Origin of the sequence: Nonomuraea solani, assembly GCF_900108335.1 — a bacterium.
Classification (GTDB): domain Bacteria; phylum Actinomycetota; class Actinomycetes; order Streptosporangiales; family Streptosporangiaceae; genus Nonomuraea; species Nonomuraea solani.
The window spans coordinates 1,022,784-1,043,726 of sequence record NZ_FNVT01000001.1 but is presented as its reverse complement, the minus strand read 5'-3'; the positions used below and the strand labels follow the sequence as shown (position 1 = coordinate 1,043,726).

23 protein-coding genes are annotated in these 20,943 nt (G+C 72.8%); 7 read left to right on the top strand and 16 right to left on the bottom strand.

All coding sequences use genetic code 11. The features are described from left to right. Nucleotides 1-9: 9 nt before the first annotated feature. Entirely contained in the window at nt 10-723 is a 714-nt protein-coding gene (locus tag C4V41_RS04545) for a hypothetical protein (protein ID WP_103954410.1), read from the top strand. Here C4V41_RS04545 and C4V41_RS04540 read toward each other — a convergent pair. Further along, on the bottom strand, nt 718-1,119 hold the full coding sequence (locus C4V41_RS04540) for an NUDIX hydrolase (protein WP_103954409.1): 402 nt from the start codon (nt 1,117-1,119) through the stop codon (nt 718-720). The genes C4V41_RS04545 and C4V41_RS04540 overlap by 6 nt on opposite strands. A 38-nt stretch (nt 1,120-1,157) precedes the next feature. Between C4V41_RS04540 and C4V41_RS04535 the strand changes: the two genes are divergently transcribed. Beyond that, complete coding sequence (locus C4V41_RS04535; RefSeq protein WP_103954408.1) at nt 1,158-1,595, top strand: MarR family winged helix-turn-helix transcriptional regulator; 438 nt, start codon at nt 1,158-1,160, stop codon at nt 1,593-1,595. A 1-nt stretch (nt 1,596) separates the two neighbouring features. Here the strand turns inward: C4V41_RS04535 and C4V41_RS04530 are convergent, their stop codons facing one another. Together C4V41_RS04530 and C4V41_RS04525 are read right to left on the bottom strand one after the other, a co-directional pair. Next, entirely contained in the window at nt 1,597-2,199 is a 603-nt protein-coding gene (locus C4V41_RS04530; RefSeq protein ID WP_103954407.1) for a DJ-1/PfpI family protein, read from the bottom strand. Next, on the bottom strand, nt 2,196-3,152 hold the full coding sequence (locus C4V41_RS04525) for a GlxA family transcriptional regulator (RefSeq protein WP_103954406.1): 957 nt from the start codon (nt 3,150-3,152) through the stop codon (nt 2,196-2,198). Before C4V41_RS04525 ends, C4V41_RS04530 begins: the two co-directional genes overlap by 4 nt. 133 nt (nt 3,153-3,285) lie before the next feature. On the opposite strand from C4V41_RS04525, the gene C4V41_RS04520 reads away from it, so the two are divergent. Continuing rightward, the gene (locus tag C4V41_RS04520) at nt 3,286-3,717 is read left to right on the top strand and encodes a hypothetical protein (protein WP_103954405.1); all 432 of its coding nucleotides are present in this window, start codon (nt 3,286-3,288) and stop codon (nt 3,715-3,717) included. Between the two features lie 4 nt (nt 3,718-3,721). On the opposite strand, the gene C4V41_RS04515 is transcribed toward C4V41_RS04520, so the two are convergent. Genes C4V41_RS04515 through C4V41_RS04510 form a run of 3 tightly spaced genes read right to left on the bottom strand, consistent with a single transcriptional unit; the run spans nt 3,722 to nt 6,099 of the window. Continuing rightward, entirely contained in the window at nt 3,722-4,558 is an 837-nt protein-coding gene (locus C4V41_RS04515; protein ID WP_200823736.1) for an FRG domain-containing protein, read from the bottom strand. 48 nt (nt 4,559-4,606) lie between these two features. After that, on the bottom strand, nt 4,607-4,723 hold the full coding sequence (locus tag C4V41_RS66425) for an MFS transporter small subunit (protein ID WP_456093847.1): 117 nt from the start codon (nt 4,721-4,723) through the stop codon (nt 4,607-4,609). Continuing rightward, nucleotides 4,720-6,099: an L-lactate MFS transporter gene (locus C4V41_RS04510; RefSeq protein WP_235029899.1), complete on the bottom strand. Its 1,380-nt coding sequence runs from the start codon at nt 6,097-6,099 to the stop codon at nt 4,720-4,722. The genes C4V41_RS66425 and C4V41_RS04510 overlap by 4 nt, the downstream gene beginning before the upstream one ends. A 109-nt stretch (nt 6,100-6,208) precedes the next feature. Here C4V41_RS04510 and C4V41_RS04505 point away from each other — a divergent pair, with 109 nt between their 5' ends. Both C4V41_RS04505 and C4V41_RS04500 read left to right on the top strand, forming a co-directional pair. Next, nucleotides 6,209-6,934, top strand: coding sequence for a maleylpyruvate isomerase family mycothiol-dependent enzyme (locus tag C4V41_RS04505; RefSeq protein WP_103954402.1), 726 nt, complete (start codon nt 6,209-6,211; stop codon nt 6,932-6,934). A 97-nt stretch (nt 6,935-7,031) separates the two neighbouring features. Beyond that, nucleotides 7,032-8,936 carry a S41 family peptidase gene (locus tag C4V41_RS04500; protein WP_103954401.1) on the top strand — a complete coding sequence of 635 codons (1,905 nt, stop codon included), beginning with the start codon at nt 7,032-7,034 and terminating at the stop codon, nt 8,934-8,936. Here the strand turns inward: C4V41_RS04500 and C4V41_RS04495 are convergent. Next, on the bottom strand, nt 8,933-10,279 hold the full coding sequence (locus C4V41_RS04495) for a hypothetical protein (protein WP_200823735.1): 1,347 nt from the start codon (nt 10,277-10,279) through the stop codon (nt 8,933-8,935). The two genes, C4V41_RS04500 and C4V41_RS04495, sit on opposite strands and share 4 nt — an antisense overlap. Before the next feature lie 135 nt (nt 10,280-10,414). Here C4V41_RS04495 and C4V41_RS04490 point away from each other — a divergent pair, with 135 nt between their 5' ends. Next, the gene (locus tag C4V41_RS04490) at nt 10,415-11,845 is read left to right on the top strand and encodes a hypothetical protein (protein ID WP_103954400.1); all 1,431 of its coding nucleotides are present in this window, start codon (nt 10,415-10,417) and stop codon (nt 11,843-11,845) included. Here C4V41_RS04490 and C4V41_RS04485 read toward each other — a convergent pair. The 7 genes from C4V41_RS04485 to egtA form a co-directional block, all read right to left on the bottom strand. Next, a complete protein-coding gene (locus C4V41_RS04485; RefSeq protein ID WP_103954399.1) occupies nt 11,829-12,494 on the bottom strand; it encodes an NAD(P)-dependent oxidoreductase in 666 nt (221 codons plus the stop codon). The two genes, C4V41_RS04490 and C4V41_RS04485, sit on opposite strands and share 17 nt — an antisense overlap. Before the next feature lie 69 nt (nt 12,495-12,563). Then, nucleotides 12,564-13,970 carry a BNR repeat-containing protein gene (locus C4V41_RS04480; RefSeq protein WP_103954398.1) on the bottom strand — a complete coding sequence of 469 codons (1,407 nt, stop codon included), beginning with the start codon at nt 13,968-13,970 and terminating at the stop codon, nt 12,564-12,566. Between the two features lie 65 nt (nt 13,971-14,035). Further along, complete coding sequence (locus tag C4V41_RS04475) at nt 14,036-15,187, bottom strand: aminotransferase class V-fold PLP-dependent enzyme (protein WP_235029898.1); 1,152 nt, start codon at nt 15,185-15,187, stop codon at nt 14,036-14,038. Next, nucleotides 15,184-16,164 carry an L-histidine N(alpha)-methyltransferase gene (gene egtD, locus C4V41_RS04470; RefSeq protein WP_235029897.1) on the bottom strand — a complete coding sequence of 327 codons (981 nt, stop codon included), beginning with the start codon at nt 16,162-16,164 and terminating at the stop codon, nt 15,184-15,186. Before egtD ends, C4V41_RS04475 begins: the two co-directional genes overlap by 4 nt. Before the next feature lie 20 nt (nt 16,165-16,184). Then, entirely contained in the window at nt 16,185-16,892 is a 708-nt protein-coding gene (gene egtC / locus C4V41_RS04465) for an ergothioneine biosynthesis protein EgtC (protein ID WP_103954395.1), read from the bottom strand. 1 nt (nt 16,893) lies between these two features. Continuing rightward, a complete protein-coding gene (gene egtB, locus C4V41_RS04460; RefSeq protein ID WP_103954394.1) occupies nt 16,894-18,189 on the bottom strand; it encodes an ergothioneine biosynthesis protein EgtB in 1,296 nt (431 codons plus the stop codon). Continuing rightward, the gene (egtA, locus tag C4V41_RS04455) at nt 18,186-19,424 is read right to left on the bottom strand and encodes an ergothioneine biosynthesis glutamate--cysteine ligase EgtA (protein ID WP_103954393.1); all 1,239 of its coding nucleotides are present in this window, start codon (nt 19,422-19,424) and stop codon (nt 18,186-18,188) included. Before egtA ends, egtB begins: the two co-directional genes overlap by 4 nt. Before the next feature lie 164 nt (nt 19,425-19,588). Here egtA and C4V41_RS04450 point away from each other — a divergent pair, with 164 nt between their 5' ends. Then, nucleotides 19,589-19,843: a zf-HC2 domain-containing protein gene (locus tag C4V41_RS04450; protein ID WP_160150164.1), complete on the top strand. Its 255-nt coding sequence runs from the start codon at nt 19,589-19,591 to the stop codon at nt 19,841-19,843. A 3-nt stretch (nt 19,844-19,846) separates the two neighbouring features. Here C4V41_RS04450 and C4V41_RS04445 read toward each other — a convergent pair whose 3' ends face one another. After that, nucleotides 19,847-20,086, bottom strand: coding sequence for an anti-sigma factor family protein (locus C4V41_RS04445; RefSeq protein WP_103954745.1), 240 nt, complete (start codon nt 20,084-20,086; stop codon nt 19,847-19,849). Between the two features lie 78 nt (nt 20,087-20,164). Then, a complete protein-coding gene (locus C4V41_RS04440; protein WP_235029896.1) occupies nt 20,165-20,791 on the bottom strand; it encodes an RNA polymerase sigma factor in 627 nt (208 codons plus the stop codon). Nucleotides 20,792-20,943 lie beyond the last annotated feature (152 nt).

The window sequence follows — 20,943 nt, the reverse complement described above, 5'->3', positions numbered from 1 at the left end:
GGGCCGCCGATGGCCTCGTACACCCTGGCAATCGGCATCCCGGAGACGACCATGACCATGCGCCGCCCCACTCTCGCGCTCATCTGCCTGCTCGCCCTTCCCGCCTGCGGCGCGGCCGAACGGCCGCCCGCCGTCAAGGCCGCCCCCGAGCCCACGGGCGTGGTCACCGTCGCGGAGGCCGGGAACGTGCTCAAGCTCTGGGACCAGGCCGTGAAGCAGGCCGAGTCGGACGGCGGCGCGGACTTCGCGGCGGCCGAGGCCGGACCGGTCATGAAGATCAGCCAGATCAACAGCGCGCTGCGCAAGTCGCTCGGCGAGCGCGTCGAGACCTCCCACGCGACCATGATCAAGCCGCGCTTCGCGATCCCCGCCAAGGGCACCACGCGGAAGCCGTGGTTCATGGCCGAGTTCGCCCGCGAGGGTGAGCGCGGCTGGACGCAGGTGATCTTCGCGCGGGCGGCGGAGCTCTACGCGCTGCGGACCGCCGCCGGCGGCGCCCTGGTCTGGTACGCCATCACGCTCAAGGAGACCTTCACGGCCCGCACCAGAACCAGCCGGCTGAACTTCGACGACCCCGTCGCGGCGGCGACGAGCCACGGCCGCCGCTACACGAAGCGGGCCACCAAGTCGGTGTCCGCGATCTACCTCGCCGTGGCCCCCAAGAACGGTAAGGTCCGGGTCCCTTCGGAGCTCGGCGCCTACCTCTCGATCACCGGCTCATGAAAGCAGGCCGCGCTCGTGGAGGGCGATGAGGACCAGGGAGTCGACGTATGACACCCGGTGGCGGTCGGCGTATCCGATCCACGCCTTCTCCTCGACCTCCCTGGCCGGGCTCAGCGGCCCCTCGTGGTCGGCGGTGTAGCAGATCATGCGGAACGGCCCGCGCTCCGAATGGCCGGGCGGCACCTCGAAGGTGCCGACGTGCACCATCGTGCCCGGGTCGATCACCGTCTGGAGCTCCTCGTCGATCTCCCGCACGAGGGTCTGATCGTCGGACTCGCCGGGCTCGCGCATGCCGCCGGGAAAGTAGAACACCTCCCGGCCGTGGTTGCGGGTCACCAGCACCCGCTGGTCGCGGAGCAGAACCCAGGCCACCTTCTCCGGTACGTCGTCTGCCATGGCCGGAACACTATCCCGCCGTACGGGAGACTAGAGGCGTGAGCATCGAGAACGACCGTCCCGCCGCCCCCGTGAGCAGCACCTCCATCGTCGTGCTCACGCTGGCCCGCCGCATCGAGACCGAGCTCAACGCCGTGCTCGCGCCGCTCGACCTCACGGTGAACCGGCTCGGCCTGCTCGCGCACATCGCCGCCGTGCCGGGGGCGTCGTTCAGTGACCTGGCGCGCATGTCGGGCATCACGGTGCAGAGCATGCACACGGCGGTGAAGGCGCTGGCCGGCGCCGGGCTGGTGCGCGACAACACCGCCCGCGCCGGGTCGGCCTCCACCATCGAGGTCACCCCGGAGGGGGCCCGGCTGCTCGGGGCGGCGCAGGCCGCGGTGACCGAGGTGGACGAGCGCATGTTCGGGCCGGCCGCCGACCCGATCCAGCGCCAGGTGGGCGACGCGGTCCGCGCCGCCTTCTCGAATCGGTGATTCAGGCGGGCTCGTCGGCGAGGTAGGGCGGCGCGGGGTCGTACTGGATGTAGCGGCGCACCGCCCTGGCGTGGTCGCGGCCGTGAAGCCGGCCGACGAGCCACAGCGCGCCGTCGATCCCGGCCGACACCCCCTGGCAGGTGAGCAGGTCACCGTCCACGACATAGCGGGCGTCGCGCACCACGGTGACGTCGCCCCGCTCTTCGAGCGCGTCCTCGCAGCTCCAGTGCGTGGCCACCCGGCGCCCGCGGGCCGGCCCCGCCTCGTGCAGCAGGAACGAGCCCGTGCAGACGCTGACGGTCCACGTGGCCTGGGCGGCCGTCTTGGCGATCCAGCCGGTCACGACGGGGTTGTGCAGCTCGGTCTGCCTGGCCCCCTTGCCGCCGGGGACCAGCACCACGTCCAGCGGCGGGTGGTCGTCGAGGGTGTGGTCGGCGAGCACGCGCATGCCCTTGGCGCAGCGTACGGGGCCGGGCCGCTCGGAGATGAGCACCGGCGTGTCGGCGCCGCCGCGCAGCATCGACGACACCGTGAACACCTCCCAGGGCCCGGCGAAGTCGAGCTCCTCGGCGTCGTCGAAGATCAGCAGTCCGTACGTGGTCATGGGGTTCCCCTCGTGTGGAAGCGGTCTCGGTAGTCGGACGGCGCGACGCCGACGCGACGGTGGAAGGTGCGGCGCAGGGTCTCGGCGGTGCCGAATCCGCAGCGGCGGGCGATGGCCTCGACGGGGTCGTCGCTCTCCGCCAGCGCGCGCTGGGCGGCTTCGACGCGTACGCGTTCCACGTACGAGCCGGGCGGCACGCCGAGTTCGGCGGTGAACCGGCGCTGCAGGTGGCGCGGGCTGAGCCCGGCGTGCGCGGCGAGGTCGTCGATGCCGTGCCGGGCGCCGGGGTCGGCGTGGATGGCCGACACCGCCGCCCTGATCGGGTCCGTGGCCGGCTGGGCCGACCACAGGGCCACGCTGAACTGGGACTGCCCGCCGGGCCTGCGCAGGAACAACACCAGGTGGCGGGCGACGGCCAGCGCGACGTCGCGCCCGAGGTCGTCCTCGACCAGGGCGAGCGCCAGGTCCATGCCGGCGGTCACCCCCGCCGACGACCACACGCGCCCGTCCCTGATGAAGATCGGGTCGGCGTCGACCGTGACGGCGGGATACTCCCTGGCCAGTTGCCCGGCCCTGGCCCAGTGCGTGGTGGCCCGGCGGCCGTCGAGCAGGCCGGTCGCGGCCAGCAGGAACGCCCCGCTGCACACCGAGGTGACCCGGCGGGCGCCGGCCCCCGCCGCGGCGATCCAGGCGGTCAGCGCGGGGTCGTTCCTGGCCTCGTAGACGCCGGAGCCGCCGGCGACCACCAGCGTGTCGACGCCGTCCGGGTCCAGGGTGGCGACGCCGTGCTCGGCGTGCACGGGCAGGCCGCTGCCCGCGCGTACGAGGCCGGGGCGCGCCGCCACGATCTGGCAGGTGTAGCGGCGGGTCTGCTGGAAGACCTCGTACGGCCCGGCCAGGTCGAGGGACTGGAAGCCGTCGAAGACGACGAAGGCGACGCGGCGCTGGTTCACGTCTCCAGCCTGGTCCGGGACCGTCTGTGGCGTCAACGACCGCTACCCCACAGATCACGCCATCCTTCAGGGCATCTGAAGGTGCGTGTTAGGCTTCAGCCACTCTGAAGGTTCGGCTCGTGAGGAAGTGCTCGTGGAAGGTTTTCTGCTGTCGGTGCACGTACTGGGTGCCATCGTGTTCGTCGGAGGGCCCGCCGTCGCGACGAGCCTCTTCCCCAAATACGCGCTCGCCGACGAGCGCGGCCGCCCGGTGGCCGTCGCCATGCACCGCATCACCCGCGGCTACAGCCTCTTCGGCCTCGTCGTGCCCGTCGCCGGCATGACGCTGGCCTCGGTCCAGGGCCGGATGGGCGAGATCTGGGTCATCGTCTCCATGGTCCTCACCCTGGCCGCCGGGCTCCTGCTGGCCCTGCGGATCTATCCGCGCCAGCGCGACGTGCTCGCGGCGCCCGGCGACCCCGCGAAGCTGAAGGGGCTCTCGATGCTCGCCGGTTTCTACAACCTGCTGTGGGCGGCCGTGGTCGTGCTCATGATCGTCCGCCCCGGCTCGGCCGAAGCGGCATGACGGATCATCCGGACACGTGGTTCCGCCGACCTGCCATCGACGCGCCGCCGTCGTCCGTCCCGCTCTCGATATCGCAGGGCGAGTAGTAGCGGCGCAGCCAGTCGGCCAGCCCGCCGAGGCCGGGGAGCAGCACGCGTTCGGTGATGTTCGCCTGGTCGAGCCGCTGCCTGATCTCGGTCTTGACCCCGGCCGGGATCAGCCAGGCCCGCGCCAGGCCGGAGTGCTCCCGCAGCCACTGCTCCAGTTGGAACGTCGGCTCCGACAACGCCGACAGGACCGACGACTGGTTGATCACCCGCTCGTCGAGCGACGGCGGCTCGAAGAACGCCAGAAAGGGCCGCCCGCCGCTCAGCCCGTCGAAACAGGCGAGGTCGGCGGCGACCTTGGCGAGCATCTCGGTGGTGAACACCAGCGCGCCCTCGGTGTCCAGGCACGCACGCAAGGGGTCGGGCAGCAGCCGGTGCGCGGCCGCGCAGTCGACCGTCAGGAGCACGGCGTCCTCGCCCGGCCACGACGCGGTCGCGAAGTGCAGGGCCACGAGCGGGGAGAACGTCCAGTCGAGCAGCCGCGTGGGCAGGCCGTGGTGCTGCCCGAGGGCCAGCCAGTCCCAGATCGCCGGGCCGGGCGCCTGACGGTGCGCGTATTTGCGGAAATTTCTGAGGAGATGCGCCTCAAGGGCCGCGTAGTCGCCCTTGAGGCGGGCCAGCCCTGACACGTGCGAGTACGTGCTCCGCGCCAGGCCACGGAAGACCAGCGTGGAGTGCGCGGGCAACGCACCCGCCGAGCGTCCGGCCTCGTTGATCGCCTCGTCCAGCTCGCGCCAGGACGACACCGTCACCATTTCCACCATGGAAGCGGTGCCCCGGCATCGCCCTGGGTAACCTTCGCCTTACCCGCTGAAGAGCTGGGCGAGCTTGAGGAAGAGCTGGTAGACCCCGTACGCGAAGGGCACGCCCACCCAGCCCCACGCGAGCACCATCAGCCACGTACGCCTGGTGCCGGTCATAGCGCCTGTCCCTTCTCCGCCACCGGCGTCAGGCGATCAGCCACCGGCCGTTCGTGATATTTGTCGTGCACCGGCCTGATCAGCTCGTTGGCGAGGAAACCGACCGCGAGCAGCCCGATCATGATGAACAGCGACGTCGTGTAGAGGTCGGGCCCGGAGCGCCCGGCGGCCTTCTGCGCGTCCGCGATCGCGTTGACGATCAGCGGGCCGAGCACGCCGGCGGTGGACCAGGCCGTGAGCAGCCGCCCGTGGATGGCGCCCACCTGGAAGGTGCCGAACAGGTCCTTCAGATAGGCCGGGACGGTCGCGAACCCGCCGCCGTAGAAGGACAGGATGCCCAGCGCGGCCACGATGAACAGCGGCTTGGAGCCGTCGCCCCAGAGCGCGATGACCAGGTAGAGCAGCGCGCCGACCCCCAGGTAGACGCGGTACATGTTCTTGCGCCCGATCAGGTCCGAGGTGGACGACCAGACGAAGCGCCCCGCCATGTTGGCCAGCGACAGCAGCGCCACGAACCCGGCCGCCGCCCCGGCCGCGACGGCGAGCGTCGTACCGGCGAAGAAGTCGGAGATCATCGGCGCGGCCTTCTCCAGGATGCCGATGCCGGCGGTGACGTTGCAGCACAGCACGACCCACAGGCAGTAGAACTGCGGCGTGCGGATCGCGTTGCGGGCCGAGACGTCGGCCGTGGTGATCAGCGCCCGCGTACGGTTCTCGGCCGGCCGCCAGCCCTTGGGCGTCCAGCCTTCGGGCGGGACCCGGACGAGCAGCACGCCCATGGACATGAAGACCGCGTAGACCACGCCGTGCACGAGGAACGTCGTGGCGATCCCGCCCGTGGTCGCGCCGAAGGAGGCCAGCATCTGCGCCGACCACGGCGAGGCGATCAGCGCTCCGCCGCCGAACCCCATGATCGCGATGCCGGTGGCCATGCCCGGCCGGTCGGGGAACCACTTGATCAATGTGGACACCGGCGAGATGTAGCCGATGCCGAGCCCGATCCCGCCCACGACGCCGTAGCCGAGCACGACCAGCCAGTACTGACTGGTGGCCACGCCGAGCGCGGACAGCAGGAAACCGGAGGAGAAACAGGCCATCGAGACGAACATCGCCCACCGGGGCCCGTTGCGCTCGACCAGCGTGCCGCCGAAGGCCGCCGACAGGCCGAGCATGACGATGCCGAGCTGGAACGGCAGCGCGCTCTGCGTGCCGGAGAGCCCGAGCGAGGACTCCAAGGGGGGTTTGAACACGCTCCACGCGTACGCCTGGCCGATCGCCAGGTGCACGGAGAGCGCGGCGGGCGGCACGAGCCACCGGCTCCAGGTGGGGCCCGCCACGGTACGGGAACGACTGAGGAACCTCGTCCTGTCTGCCACGAACCACGGGTACCACATACGGTATGCAGTATTTAAAATTCGGACGATCTCGTACGGCGAGCGGTCAGATCTCATCGACCAATGGCCACCCGAACATTATTCTGCAATCATGACCGACATCTTCGACGACCTCCAGGCCGAGTACGCGCAACTCGACGCCGTCCTGGCCGGCCTCACCGCCGGCCAGTGGACCCACCCCTCGGCCGCCGCCGGCTGGACCGTCTCCGACGTGGTCGTGCACCTGGCCCAGACCGAGGAACTCGTCGCCGCCTCCATCGCGGGCGACGAGCTGACCCTGCCCCGGGGCGACGTCGACGCCATGGCCGAAGCGGTCGTGGCGGCCCAGCGGCACGTCACCCCCGCCGACCTGCTGGCCCGCTGGCGGGCGGCCACCGCCGCCACGCCCGGAGCGCTGCGCGCGCTGCCCAAGGGCACCCGCCTGTCGTGGGTGGCCACCGCCCTGTCGCCGGCGACGCTGGCCACCACCCGCCTGGCCGAGCACTGGGCGCACGCCTACGACATCACCACCCCGCTCGGCCTGCCCTACCCCGACACCGCCCGCCTGCGTCACATCGCCTGGCTCGGCCATCGCACGCTGCCGTACGCCTTCCAGGTCGAGGGCATCGAGGGCGGCCCCGTGCACTGCGAGCTGACCGCGCCCGGCGGCGACCTCTGGCACTTCGGCGACCCGGCCGCGCCCTCCACGGTGACCGGCCCGGCCGCCGACTTCTGCCGGGTCGGCGCCCGCCGCCTGTCGCCCGCCGACTCGGCGCTCAAGGCGACGGGCCCGCACGGCGCGCAGGCCCTGGCCGTGCTCCGCAACTACGCCTTCTGACTAGGGAAAACCCTAGGACGGCTCCCGATGCGCCACGTGCCGATCTCGTGTCACCGTGCCGGTATTCGATCACACACGACCGGGACGGGTGAACGATATGACCGAGGGCGCGGGCAAGCAGCTCGCCGGGGCGATGGAGCTCCAGGACTTCGTGCGGATGGCGGGCACGCTGACGCTCGCCGACCGGAGGACCCTGGTCCAGCAGGCTCTGGTGCTCATCGAGCAGAACTACGTGCATCTGCCGCTGAAGGCCGCGATGCACGCGGTCAATCCGGTGCAGCGGCTGCGGCTGCTGGCCGTGCGGCTGAGCCGGCAGAGCGCGACGACCATGGACCCGGAGGCGCGCTTCCACCAGGAGCTGTCGGAGATCTTCCATTCGGTACGCGACCTGCACACCAACTACATCCTGCCGGCGCCGTACAACACCAAGATCGCCTACCTCCCGTACCTGATCGAGGAGTACTACGACGGCGACGCCCGCCGCTACGCGGTGACCAGGACCGTCCAGGGCTATGCCGCGCCGGCCGGGTTCGGGCCGGGCGTCGAGGTCACCCACTGGAACGGCGTCCCCATCGACCGAGCGGTCGACCTGAACGCGGCCAAGTTCGCCGGCAGTAACCCGGCGGCGCGGCACTCGCGCGGGCTGGAGTCGCTGACCATCCGGCCGCTGCGCATCCACGTGCCGCCCGACGAGGACTGGGTCGTGCTCACCTACCTCGACCCCGACGGGATCGAGCGCGAGCTGCGCGAGAGGTGGCAGGTCACCGACAACCAGCCGTCCTTCGTGGACGCCGACCAGGTCAGCACGGCGGCCGTGGCGCAGGGGCTCGACCTCGGCACCGACGAGATCGGCCGCGCGCTCCAGCTCCTGTACGTCCCGCAGACCATCACGAGCGAGGAGCGGATCGACACCGGCGAGCTGTCGGCCGAGAAGGCGCAGCCGGGCGCGGACCTGCCGACGCCCATGCCGTCGATCTTCCGTGCCAGGAGCATCGTCACGCCGTCCGGCACCTTCGGCCACATCCGCGTGTTCACCTTCAGCGTCAACGACCCCGACGGGTTCGTCCGCGAGTTCGTCCGGCTCATCGGGCTGCTGCCGCAGAACGGCCTCGTCGTGGACGTGCGCGCCAACGGCGGCGGGCACATCTTCGCCAGTGAGTTCCTCCTGCAGACGCTCACCCCGCGCCCCATCACGCCCGAGCCGACCCAATTCATCGCGACGGCCCTGAACGTGCGCATCTGCAAGCAGCACCAGGAGAACCCGACCGGCCAGATCGACCTCGGCCCCTGGTGCCCGTCCATGAACCAGGCGCTGGAGACCGGCGCCGTCTTCTCCGGCGGCTACTCCATCACGCCCACCGGCGGGGCCAACGCCCTCGGCCAGCAGTATTTCGGCCCGGTCGTGCTGATCACCGACGCCCGCTGCTACTCGGCGACCGACATCTTCGCCGCCGGTTTCCAGGACCACCGGATCGGGCCGGTGCTCGGCACCGACGACAACACCGGCGCGGGCGGCGCCAACGTGTGGACGCACGCGCTGCTCAAGCAGTTGCTCGAACTGCCCTCGCCGTCGCCGGACAGCCCGTACAAGCCGCTGCCCGGCAAGGCGAACATGCGGGTGTCGATCCGGCGCACGCTGCGCGTGGGCGACCTGGCCGGCACGCCGGTCGAGGACCTCGGCGTGGTGCCCACGCACCGCCACCGCATGACCCGCACGGACGTGCTGGAGAGCAACGCGGACCTGCTCGCCCGCGCCGGGGAGCTGCTGGCCACCGGCACGGTGCGGCGGCTCGACGTGGCGGTGGCCGCCGACGAGCTGACGCTCACGACCGCGCTGCTGGACCGGGCGGACGTCTACCTGGACGGCCGGCCGCGGGCGTCGGCGGACCTGGCGCAGGAGGTGGTCACGGTGCCCGTTCCCGGCGCCGGCGCCGCCCGGGTGATCCGGGTGGAGGGCTTCCAGGGCGGGGAGCTCGTCGCCGCCCGTACGGTCGTGCGCTAGGCGCGGCGCCGGCCGCCGCGCCGGCCCGCTCTGAGCCCGGCGGCCTCCGCGACGGCCCGGTCCACCTCGGCGATCACCGGGCTGTCGCGGTACGGCTGCCAGTCCGCCCGCAGGCTGCGTAACTCGTCACGCACCCGGGCGGAGGCGATCAGCCGCACGTCGTCGCTGAGACCGAGCACCGTGCCGGCGGCCCGCTCCAGCTCGCCCGCGCGCAGGAACGCGTGCGCCGCCCGCAGGCCGATCAGCGCCCTGGTACGCCGTTCGCCGGGCCGGCGGGCCTCCATGGAGGCGGCGAAGTGCCGGGCGGCGGTGGCGTGGTCGCCCAGCCGGGTCAGGGTCAGCCCGATCTGGTGCTCCAGGGACTCGCGCCGGTAGTTGCCGGTCCACAGCGCCTCCGGCGGCGAGTCGGCGCGTTCGAGCTGGGTCTCGGTGCGGCGCAGCAGGTTGAGCGCGTCCCAGCGGGTGCCCGCTCCCGCGTGCGCCTCCGCCCGCATGCCGGTGATCCACGCCTGCGTACGGTCGGGACCGCGGCCACCGAGCGCGGAGGCGGCGGCGTCGGCCAGCGCCAGGGCCTCGCCGTCGTGGCCCAGCTCGGCCGCCTGGACGGCCATGCTGCGTAAGGCGGTCGCGCGCAGCACCAGGTCGCCGACCTCGTCCGCCAGCCGCACGGTGCTGATGTAGTAGCGCTGGGCCAGGGCGTTGGCCCCGGCGTCCATGGCCATGTACGCGGCCAGGTAGCTCAGCTCGGCCGCCGCGCCGAACAGGTCGGGGCGGGTCCGGCCGGTGGCCTCGTGCAGGAGGGGCGCGACCTCGCGGGCGATGTAGGCGGCGACCGCGGCGCGGGCGTGGGCGCCGCCGTACTGGTCGTCGAGGTCGGCGAAGCTGGCGGTGGCGGCGCGGATGCGGGCGACGTCGCCCGCCCCCGCGCGCCCGGCGGGGGCACGGGGCCGGATCCCGCCGCCGCGCGCCGACAGGGCGGCCAGCGTGAACGTGCCCGCCGTCAGCACCGTCCGCCGGTTCAGCAGGTCGTCCTCCCCCAGCGTGGCCAGCCGGGCGACCGGGTCGCCGCGCCAGGGGTCGTCGGCGGGCGGCGCGACGGCCGGGTCGGGCCAGCCGAGGTGCGCGGGCGTGAGATCGGTCCGGCCGAGCTGGCGCCGGAACGCCTCCACCGCGGCGTGCACGGCCTCGGGCCTGGGGATGGTGCCGGTCAGCCAGTGCCCGATGGCCGACCGGTCGTAGTGGATGCGCTCCCCGGTCTCGGCGGCGACGGCGTTGACGTGCCGCGCGGTCTCGGCGTGCGTCCAGCCGGCCCGCTCGATCAGCGCGGCGAGGGCCAGGTTCACGACGGGACGGGTACGCCGGGGCGGCATCGCAGCTTCACATCGCTTCACAACGCGGTGCCCTCGACGATGCGCCGTACGCAGCGCACCGTCAATAGTGCGCATCGTGACCACTCTCGCTGAGAAGAAGGAACAGGAATGGACGACGCCCGTGCCGAGACGGCGCACCGCGAGCTGCTGACCGCCCTGGCGGGCCGTCCCCTGGTCACCGTCGACCGGTTCGGCGCCGCCCTGCGCGCCTGCTACACGGGCCCCGCCCCCATCGGGGCGCTGCGGCCCGCGCTGAGCATCGGCTGCTACGCGGCGTGGGCCCCCGCCCTGCCCGGCATGGTGGTCGCCGCCGAGGAACGCACCCACGTCCGGTCGGTGGCCGAGCGTCAGGGCTGGCTGCGCCGGGTACGCCACGACGCCGCCCGCCACCTGGTCAAGCTGGACCGGCCGCCGGTGATCTCCACCTGGTGTGCCGGGGAACGGCCGTACGAGCTGGCCGGGCCCGGCGGCACGGTCGCGGCCATCGACCCGGGCGTGCGCGCCGTTCTGGAGGCCAGGCACCTGTTCGACGACCTGCTGCGCGCGGCCGGGGTGCCCGCCGTGGCGCGGATCCGCTGCGTGCCCGCCGACCGGCTGCCGGGGCTGGCCGAGCTGCGGCGCTCGGTCGGCACCGAGCGGGTCGTGGTGCAGGCGGGCGGTATGTCCGGCGGGAGCAGGACGGTGATCGTGGCGGACGAGGCGGACATGGGGCGGGCGGTGCGGCTGCTGGGGCCGTACCGGGTGGCGGCGTACGTGGACGGCTGGCCGTGCGCCGTCACCGTGCTCGGCGTCCCCGACGGCGCCGGTGGTCTGAACGTGTACGTCGACCGCCCCTCGCACGCCACCACCGACGAGTCCTGCGACGGCCACGACTGGTCGCGCCCCTGGCCGGCGACCGCCGCCGCGCTGCTCTTCGAGTGCGCGGAGCGCGTCGCGCTCTGGGCCTGGCGCCGGTACGGCGTCGCCGGGCTGTTCACCCTGGACGCCCTGCTCACGCCGAGCGAGCGCGTCTACCTGTCCGGCGTCAAGTGGCGCCACCACAAGAGCCCCGAGGTGTCGGGGGCCGGCCAGCAGCTCATCGGCCTGCCCCCGTTCATGCTCGCGCACCTGGCCGTGATGCTGGGGACGCGGGTGAGCTGGCTGGCCGACCCGAACGAGTTCAACCACCTCAGCCTGGTACGCGCCACCCAGCGGGGCGGCCCCTTCTCGGTACGGGTCCGGCTGGGCCACGACGGCGGGCCGATGCGGGTGACCGCCGGGCAGGGATCGGGCGTCTACCGGCTCGACGACCGCGATCGCCTGCGCTGGGAGCGCCCCGGCGCGCACCCCGCGGACGCCCGCGCCGACCAGGGCGAGTTCCTGCTCGCCGACCTGCCGGGCCCCGACGTCGTGTGCCATCCCGGCGCCGACCTCGCCACCGTCGAGGGCGTCACGGACGGCGCCACGGAGCCCTTCCACGGCCCCGGCCGCGTCTCGCCCTTCACCCGGCGTGTCACCGCCGCGATCGGCCGGCTGCTGACGGTCAGTAGCCCACCGTGAACCGGCGCTGTACGTGCCGGGGCAGCTCGGCCTCGTCGATCACCGCGACGGCCACGTCCTCCGCGGAGATGTCCTCGCCGGTGAGGAGCTGGTTCCCGCCGATCCGGAACCGGCCGGTGCGCGGCCCCGGCTCGATCAGGCCGGACGAGGGGCTGAGGTAGGTCCAGTTCCGGTTGGACAGGCGGTAGAGGGCCAGCGCCTCGCGGCCGGCCTCGACGACCTTGGCGTACTCGACGGGGACGCCGAGGTTCACCGGCAGGCTTTCGGCGAAGCCCTCGACGTCGGCGACCTGGAGTCCGGGCCGTACCTCCAGGCTGCCCGCGCCCCCGATGACGATCAGCCGGATGGCGGGGTGCCGGTTCAGGGCCTCCAGCAGTGACCGGGCGGCGCTCGGCAGCACGTCCGCGTTGGCGATGGTGTCGGGGATGCCCCGGCCCGCGTTGAGCGCGTTGACCAGCACGTCCAGCCCGCCGATGACACCGGCCACGTCGTCGGCGTCCAGGGGGTCGACCGTCCGCCAGGTCACGTTCTCGGCCGGGGTCCAGGCCGAACCGCGGGTGAACGCCGTGACCTGGTGGCCGCGGCTCGTGGCCTCGGTGACGACACGCGATCCGATGACCCCCGTGGCGCCGAACACTCCGATGCGCATGACTCTCCTCAATAAATTGAACGCCGTGTAGTTATTGAGCAGAGCATAGACATTGAACGGGGTAGAGTGTCAACCGAGAAGGCGGACGTCCAGGACGCGGAGAGGGGACGGCGTGGTGCCCGAGGAGCGCTCTTGGTAGGCGAGCGAGATCACCCCGGTGGTGCGCGCCGCGGAGTCGTCCACGACGATCTCGCCGAACGCGTTGAGGCCGGCGGCGTCGTACCGGAGCGTCCAGTCGCTCCAGCCGGCGGCCGCGCTCGCCGCGACGATGCGGCCGCCGGGCATGATGACGTACGCGTTGTCCCGCGCGTCCAGGACGAGCCGGGAGCGGCCGAACGCCTGCAGGGGCACCGGCACCTCGACCTTTCTCCAGGTCCCGTCGGCGAGCCGGCGGAGGTGGAAGTTGCGGGCGTTCGCGCGGCGGCCGGCCACGAAGTCGGTGACGCACTGGGTGAAGCGGCCGGGCACGTAGCTGATGAGCACGTGCGGGCGGCCCTGGGAGTCGACGGCCTGCGCCTCCTGGTTCATCAGGGCGTGGTCGGGGTTCAGCGGGTCCACGACCTGGTTCGGGGTATTGATGGAGACCTGGGTGCCGGTGCCGGTCACGGCGGCCGTCGCGTCGTTGGCGGTCTTCCACGTGCGACCGCGGTCGTCGCTGTAGACGTAGCCGGTGTCGTGGTTGCTGATGCCGCCCGGCGCGCAGATGACCCCGAAGTTGCCCTCGCGCCAGGTGTAGGCGGCGTGCAGCCGGCCGGACGGCCCGTAGTCGAGCCCGTGCAGGTACATGTTGCGCGTGGTGCTGCCGCCGTGCGCGGTCGTGTAGGTGCCGGTCGCCGACTGCCAGCGGCCGAGCCTGGTCCAGGTGCCGTTGTCGTACTCGGCCAGCTCGTTCGTGCCGTTGCCCGACCCGCCGGTGCGATAGCTGAGCTGCAGCCGCCCTTCCGGGGTGGCGAGGAACTGCGGGTAGGTGATGTCGCCCAGGCCGACGCCGTCGAGCGTGCGCTGCACGGGGCCGAACTGCGCGAGCGACCAGGTGGCGGCGTTGACGAGGCCCGGCGCCGACTTGACGTAGTGGACGGCGGTGTTGTGGGTGTCCATCGCGATGTGCAGCCGGCCGTCCTGGCGGGAGACGCCCAGCGAGATGACGTTGTGGGAGTCGTCGGCGGTCAGCCTGTGCGGCAGCTTGAGCGTCTGCCACGGGCCGGGCTGGGCGGTGCCGTTGTACGTCCGGCGGGCGATCATGGCGCTGCGGTCGGCGGTGTACCAGGCGGTGTACTGGTGGCCGGCGTGCGTGAGGATGCCGTCCTGCTGGAAGGTCGCCTGGTTGACCAGGCCGTCGTAGGAGACGAAGTAGATGGCCCGCGGGTCGACCAGGGTGTTGCGCAGGACCTGGACGGACGGGGCCGCCGCCGGCTGCGGGTGCGCGGTCAGGGCCGCCGCGGTGGCCGTGGCGATGATCACACGTAAGAAGGTCAACGGTCCCCCCCTTTTTGATCAGGCGTACAACGGGGGCCGCCACCCGTCAATCGAGGGTGAACCTTTCATCGGGCCAGGACGCGGGCCAGGGTTCTCAGGGTCTCCTCGGGGGTGCCGGGCGGGGGTGACACGCGCAGGACGGGCTCGCGCAGGTGCAGCGGCGCCCGTGCCGTCGGTACGACGTTGACCAGCAGCGACGCCTCGGCCGCCCGCGCGGCGGCGTGCTCGGCCGGGTCGCCGGGCGGGGGTCTGAGCGTGACGATGGCGGACGGCTCGCCGAGCGGCTCGGCCACCCGCCAGCCGCCGGCGCCGTCGAGCAGGTCCCTCGCGGTGCGGCCGAGTCCGGCCAGGTGGGCGTAGAGCGCCGGGCCCAGCTCGTGCTGCTCCCGCACGGCCGCCCCGAGGCCGACCCGGGACGCGATCGCGCCCTCGGAGCTCTCATAGCGAGCGACTCCGCGCACGGGCACCGGATCCTCATCCAGCAGGTGTCCGCCGAGAGTGGGCGCCGGAGCGTCCATGGCGGGGGTGAGGTCCGGGACTATCAGGAAGCCGGCGCCGCGCGGGCCCGCCAGCCACTTGCGCGACGTCCCCACGTACGCGCTCGCCCCGATCCCCCGTACCTCCACCTGCCCCAGCGACTGGCACACGTCCAGCACGAACGGCACCCCGGCGGCCCGGCACAGCGCCCCCAGCTCCGCCGCCGGTTGCACGACGCCGTGGTGGGAGCCGAGGTGCGAGACGACCACCAGGTCCAGCCCCGCCGTCAACCGGGAGCGCAGGCCGTCCGGATCGACGCGGGCGTCCCCGTCCACCGGCAGGTCCACCAGCCGCCACCCGCGCCGGGCGGCCAGGCGGCGCAGCAGGAGCACCGTGCCGCCGTACTCGGTGCGGGCGACGCCGACGCGGCTGCCCGGCGCGAGGTCCCACCCGCCGAGGAGCGCCGCCATCGCCGCCGTCCCGCTCTCCAGGTACGCCACGTCCTCCGGACCGGCCCCGACCAGGGCGGCCAGGGCCGTTCGCGCCTCCGTGAGGTCGGGGACGGCCGCGTAACCGCCCCGCTCCCGCTCCAGCCGCAGGTGGCCGACGACCGCGTCGAGCACCCGGTCGGCGGGCACGTTGCACCCGGCCGCGTCCAGGTGCCCGGCCGGCATCACACTCCGCGCGGCCCGCCACCTCTCTCCGACCGCCGTACCGGCCTGGGTCGTGGCAGGGTTCACGCCTCGGCCAGGACCAGGGCGAAGTCGCCCTCCGGGTCCGTGTAGTGGCGGCGCACCTGGAAGCCCGCCACCGCCAGCTCCGCCCGCAGCCCCTCCAGCCGGAACTTGGCGCTGATCTCCGTCCGCATCTCCTCCCCCTCCGTGAAGTCCACCGTCAGCCCGAGCCCTCCGACCCACACCCGCATGGCCCGGCTCGCCCGCAGCCGCATCTCGATCCAGTCCTGGCGCTCGTCGTACAGGGCCACGTGCTCGAACGCCTCCGGCACGAAGTCCGCCGCCAGCTCCCGGTTGATCACCCGCAGCACGTTCCTGTTGAAGGCGGCCGTCACCCCGGCCGCGTCGTCGTAGGCCGCCACCAGGCGCCCGATGTCCTTCACCAGGTCGGCCCCCAGCAGGAACGTGTCCCCCGGCCGCAGCGTGGCCCGCAGTTCCTTCAGGAAGACCGCGCGCACGGCCGGTTCGAGGTTGCCGATGGTGCCGCCCAGGAAGGCGACCATCCGCCGGCCGTTGCGCGGCAGCAGCGCCAGATGTCGCTCGAAGTCGGCGCACACCGCCCGCACGTCCAGCCCGGGGAAGCGGGCGGCCACCCGCCGCGCGGCGGCGCCGAGGGTGACCGCGTCCACGTCCACCGGCGTGTAGCCGCGCAGCGTGCCCGCGGCCGCGAGCGCGTCCAGCAGCAGCACGGTCTTCTCGCTGGTGCCCGAGCCCAGCTCGACCAGCGTGTCGGCGCCGGAGTCGGCCGCCAGGTCCGTGGAGCGGGCCCGCAGGATGGCCAGCTCGCGCCGGGTCGGGTAGTACTCGGGCAACCGGGTGATCCGCGAGAACAGCTCGCTGCCGGTGGCGTCGTAGAACCACTTGGGCGGCAGCCACTTGGGCGACGACGTCAGGCCGCTGGTGACGTCGTGTTCGAGCGCCTCGCGCAGATAGTCGCGGTCAAGATGGTTGATCACACGTACGGTCGACTGGCTGACAGGCACGGGGCCTCCTGGTGTAGAGATCACAACGGCTGGACGCGGACGTCCTCGCGGGTGACGGTCAGCAGGCTCCGCTCGGGCACGGCCTGCCATCCGGGCAGGTCGTCGAGCGGCTCGCTGGCCACCAGCACGCCGTCGGCGAGTGATTGAAAGAAGAGCGTGTCGCCCCAGACGGTCGCGGCGAGCGAGGCGCCGTCGCAGGCGAGCAGATTCAGGCGGGCGCGCGGGTCCTTCTCCCCGGCCCGTACGACGACCTCGGCCAGCGCCTGGCCCAGCTCGGCCCCGGCGCGCCCGCGCAGGAACACGGCCGCGGCCACCCAGGCGGCGTCGCAGGTGCTCTCGGCGCCGTCGGCGAGATCCTTGACGGCGTCGCGGGCGACGCGGCCGTTGTGGCTGAGCAGCCACGTGCCGTCGGTGAAGGGCGCGGTGGCGCTCTCCTCGATCGGCATGCCGACGGTGGCCGAGCGCACGGCCGCCAGCAGGCAGGTCGAGCGGGCCGTCTGGGCGAGCCCGAGCAGGTTGGCGTCGGTCCAGATCGGTACGGAACGGCGGTAGCGCACGGGTTCGGGGCGGGCGGGGTCGTACCAGCCCATGCCGTACCCGTCGGCGTTCATCAGGCCGGCCCGCTGGCGGCGCGGCGCGTACGACTGTTCGAGCAGCCCGTGCTGGGGCTCGTGGATGAGCGAGGTCAGCGGGCGGGCGGCCCCGAGCCAGGCGGCGTGCCGGCACACCTCAGGCGGCCCGTTCGGAGCGGGCGCAGCGGAAGCCGGTGAAGATCTGCCGCCGGATCGGATAGTCCCAGTTCCTGAACGTGGTCCGCACCGCCGCCGGATCGGCCGCCCACGAGCCGCCGCGCAGCACCCGGTACTCCTCGCCGAAGAACACCTCGCTGTACTCCTTGTACGGGAAACTCCGGAACCCCGGGTACGGGTGGAACCACGACGACGTCCACTCCCACACGTCCCCCACCATCTGCTCGGCCCCGTACGCGCTGGCCCCCGCCGGGTACGCCCCCAGCGGCGCCGGCCGCGCGGCCCGGTGCCCGAGGTTGGCCAGGGAGGGCCCGGGGTCGGCCTCGCCCCACGGATACCGGCGGGCCCGCCGCCTTTCCGGGTCCCAGCCGCACGCCTTCTCCCACTCGGCCTCGGTGGGCAGCCGCTTGCCGGCCCAGCGGGCGTAGGCGTCGGCCTCGTACCAGGACACGTGCTGGACCGGCTCGTCCATCGGCAGCGCCTCGGTCCGCCCGAACCGGGTACGCGACCACGACGCGCCGTCCTTGGCCCAGAACAGCGGGGCGACGATGCCCTTGCGCCGCCGCCACTCCCACCCTTCCGCGGTCCACCAGCGCGGGTCGTCGTAGCCGCCCTCCTCGATGAAGGCCACGTAGGCGCGGTTGCCGACGGGCAGCCGGTCGATCCAGTAGCCGGGCAGGTCCACCTGGTGGGCGGGGCGCTCGTTGTCGTAGGCCCACGGCAGCGTGTCGGTGCCCATGAAGAAGGGGCCCGCGGGCACGTACACCTCTTCCCGGCCCTGGTCGCGGCCGGGCGGCAGGTCGCCCTCGCGGACCAGGCCAGGCTGCCTCGACAGTTGCAGCGTGGCGAGCATGGTCTCGTCGTGCTGGTGCTCGTGCTGGATGACCAGGCCGAACACGAACCCGTCGCGGTGCAGCGGGGACGGGCTCTCCAGGTCGATCGTGTCGAGCACGTCGAGCACCCGGCCGCGCACGCCCTCGATGTAGCGGCGGGCCTCGTTCGGCTTCAGGAAGGGCAGGCTGGGCCGGTCCTTGCGCGGGGTCTTGAACGCGTCGTAGATGTCGTCGATCTCGGGCCGGAGCGGGGTGATGCCCCCGGCCTCGCGCAGCACCCAGAGCTCCTCGTAGTTGCCCACGTGCGCCAGGTCCCAGACGAGGGGCGACATGAGCGGGGAGTGCTGGCGTATCAGCAGATCGTCGTCCGCCTCCGTGTAGGCCAGCGACCTGTCGCGCACGGCGATGAGCTCGGCGGCGATGCGTTCCTTGAAGTCGTTCATCGCGGTCCTTCGTCGTTGAGCCAGGCCGGGACGCGCGGTCCCGGCGTGAGGTCCATCAGGTCGGCCGCCGGGGAGCGGCCGGTCGTCACGTAGCGGTCGGCGAACGCGGCCACCGCGCCGGTCAGCCCGGGGCCGGCGCCGAGCCGGGGCAGCGCCTCCAGCGCCGCCCGGAAGCCCGCCTCCGCGACCTGCCGCAGGCGGGGGTCGGTCAGCCCGCACCGCGCGGCGATCCGCCACGATTCCGCGCCGACGAACGGTTGCGCCGCCGCCATCGCGGTGTCGCCGGCCCGGTCGTCGGTGATGAGGGCGTGGGTCACGGCCACGCACACCGGCCAGGCCGCCGGCTGCTGGGCGTCGAGGTAGCGGATCTCCAGCCAGCCCCGCGGCCGCACCGGGGGGAAGATGGTGGTGGCGTGGTAGGCCAGGTCCTGGGCCGTGGGGCGGCGGCCGCCCTGGTTTCCTTCGCGCAGCCAGTCGCGGAACGTCGAGCCATCGCGCACCGGGAGATAGCGCTCGTCGTCCTCCCGCACCAGCATGAGCCGGGCATCCAGCAGATATTCGGCCCAGTCGGCGGCCGGGTCGCCGCTGGCGGGCACGGGGGCGGTCCTGGTGGGGTCGAGGTGGCTCCAGACCTCCTGGCGGCCCGACATCCAGCCGCACGGGCGGCCGGCGCGCAGCGGGGAGTTGGCGAAGGCCGCCAGCAGCATGGGGCCGAGCGTGTGGGCCCGCTCCCAGCGCGCCGCCGGCCGCTCCCCCAGGTCCACGTTGACCTGGATGGAGGCGGTCGAGCACATCATGAGCTGCCCGTACGGCCGGCCGAGGAATTCGGCCATCGCGTCGTACCGGGGCAAATGGAGCTGGCGGCGCGCCGGTCGTACCGGATCGAGGCCGACCCCGCCCAGCGCCAGGCCCGCCGCCTTCAGCGCATCCCGCACCACGGCCACGTCGGCGGCCAGGGCGGCGACCGCGTCGGGCAGCGGGCCCGCCGGGCCGGACAGTTCGAGCTGCCCGCCCGGCTCGAACGTCACCCGGCTGCCGCCCGGCAGCGGCGCGGGCACCGCCCGCTCGGCCCTGGCCAGCGGAACCTGGGCGGCCGGGTCCGTACGGTCGAAGATCAGGAATTCCAGCTCGACGCCAACATGGTCTTCGGCGGCGGGACGGAAGCAGCGGCGCGCGTAGTCCGCCACCTCCGAGGCGTCCCGCAGCGGCGTGCTCTCCGCCGTAAGCCCGGTCATCGTCTCCCCTTCGCGTGGCCACTGGTCCGCGGTGGGCCGTGACCCGGCAGCCGGGTCGCGGTCCGCACCTACAGACCCGCGAGCCGCGCGATCGTTACAGACGAATTTCGAGAGGTTCGTGTGGAGTCGTGTAACGGATGGGGCCGGAGCGGGGACTAGGTCACATGGAACGGGCGAGGGAAGGGCGAGCGGACGAGCTCGGGTGTGCCGACGTGTGCGAGCTGCTCACGGACTATCTGGAGCAGGCGCTTCCCGACGGACGGCGGGAGGCCGTGACGCGGCATCTGCACCGGTGCCGGGGGTGTGACGCCTGGCTGGCGCAGGTTCTCGCGACGATCGCGGCGCTGCGCTGCCTGCGGGCCGGCGCCATCTCGCCGCCGGTGCTCGCCGCGCTGCGGGAGAGCTTCACGGCGTCTTGAAATCTATGGCCGGTGGCGCTCGCGGAAGGCGGACATGAGCCGGTCGCGTACGCCGGCGGGCAGCTTTTCCTGCGGCTGGTCACCGAGAGCGCCGATGGTCGCGCTGAACTGCTCGAAGTAACGCCCGCACCCCTCGCAGCAGGCCAGGTGTGCCCGCACGCCCTCATGAGCCGGCTGGTCGAGGGCGCCTTCGAGGTAGGCGGTGAGGGATTCCACCAGTTCGTCGCAGGTGAACCGCTTCACGACGTTGACCGCCCTTGTCTGTGAGATGAACCGTTTCACTTATTGTGCCGCGCGTACGGAGGTCATGGCGCCCGCAAACTATTCGGGCTGCTTCACGGACTCGTAGTAGCCGGCGAGCCGGCCCCGCACGGCCATCCGCGCCCGATGCAGCAGGACCCGCTGGTTGGCCGGGGAGATCTCCAGGATCTCGCACACCTCGTCGGAGGTGCACCCCTCCACGTCACGCAGCGCGATCACGATCCGCTGCCGTGGCGGGAGGCGGCCCAGGGCCTCGGCGATCAGCCCGCGCACCTCCGAGGCCAGCGCCTCGCCCTCGGGGGTCGGCCAGGCCGCCGTCGGCGCCGGCCATCCGCCCGGCGGTTCGAGCTCGGCGGTCTTGAGTCCGTCGCGCTCGAAGGCGCTCCACGGCAGCGTGCGGCTCTCCCGCACGCCCCGCTTCTTCGCCGTGTTGACCAGGATGCGGTAGACCCACGTCTTGACCGAGGACCGGCCCTCGAAGCCGTCGATCCCGTCGATCACCGCCAGCCACGTGTCCTGCACGACCTCCTCCGCGGAGTGGTCGGTGGAGACGTAGGACCTGGCCACTCGCAGGAGGCCCTGCGACCAGGTGTCGAGCAGCGCCGCGAACATCGTCTCGTCGCCGGCGCGCAGGGCCGTGACGACGACGTCGTCCGGGGGCAGTGCTCCGCCCGCGAAAGACCCCACGATCGCTTCCCCTCCGGTCGGACGTTGGGACATCCATCACCTCCGGGCCGAGCCAGAGCCCGGCGCCGGAACGACACCGCCCAGGCTAACTTTTCCCACTGACGTTTCTTCCTGCCCCGACAAACAGGACACAACGTGCGTATTCCGAAAAA

Bases quoted from the DNA above. Each gene is read 5' to 3' on its own strand.
- C4V41_RS04515 (WP_200823736.1), bottom strand. From the start codon at position 4,558: ATGGTGACGGTGTCGTCCTGGCGCGAGCTGGACGAGGCGATCAACGAG.
- C4V41_RS04530 (WP_103954407.1), bottom strand. From the start codon at position 2,199: ATGACCACGTACGGACTGCTGATCTTCGACGACGCCGAGGAGCTCGAC.
- C4V41_RS04490 (WP_103954400.1), top strand. From the start codon at position 10,415: ATGGACGACGCCCGTGCCGAGACGGCGCACCGCGAGCTGCTGACCGCC.
- C4V41_RS66425 (WP_456093847.1), bottom strand. From the start codon at position 4,723: ATGACCGGCACCAGGCGTACGTGGCTGATGGTGCTCGCGTGGGGCTGG.
- C4V41_RS04485 (WP_103954399.1), bottom strand. From the start codon at position 12,494: ATGCGCATCGGAGTGTTCGGCGCCACGGGGGTCATCGGATCGCGTGTC.
- egtA (WP_103954393.1), bottom strand. From the start codon at position 19,424: ATGACCGGGCTTACGGCGGAGAGCACGCCGCTGCGGGACGCCTCGGAG.
- C4V41_RS04450 (WP_160150164.1), top strand. From the start codon at position 19,589: ATGGAACGGGCGAGGGAAGGGCGAGCGGACGAGCTCGGGTGTGCCGAC.
- C4V41_RS04545 (WP_103954410.1), top strand. From the start codon at position 10: ATGGCCTCGTACACCCTGGCAATCGGCATCCCGGAGACGACCATGACC.
- C4V41_RS04540 (WP_103954409.1), bottom strand. From the start codon at position 1,119: ATGGCAGACGACGTACCGGAGAAGGTGGCCTGGGTTCTGCTCCGCGAC.
- C4V41_RS04500 (WP_103954401.1), top strand. From the start codon at position 7,032: ATGACCGAGGGCGCGGGCAAGCAGCTCGCCGGGGCGATGGAGCTCCAG.
- C4V41_RS04505 (WP_103954402.1), top strand. From the start codon at position 6,209: ATGACCGACATCTTCGACGACCTCCAGGCCGAGTACGCGCAACTCGAC.
- egtB (WP_103954394.1), bottom strand. From the start codon at position 18,189: ATGAACGACTTCAAGGAACGCATCGCCGCCGAGCTCATCGCCGTGCGC.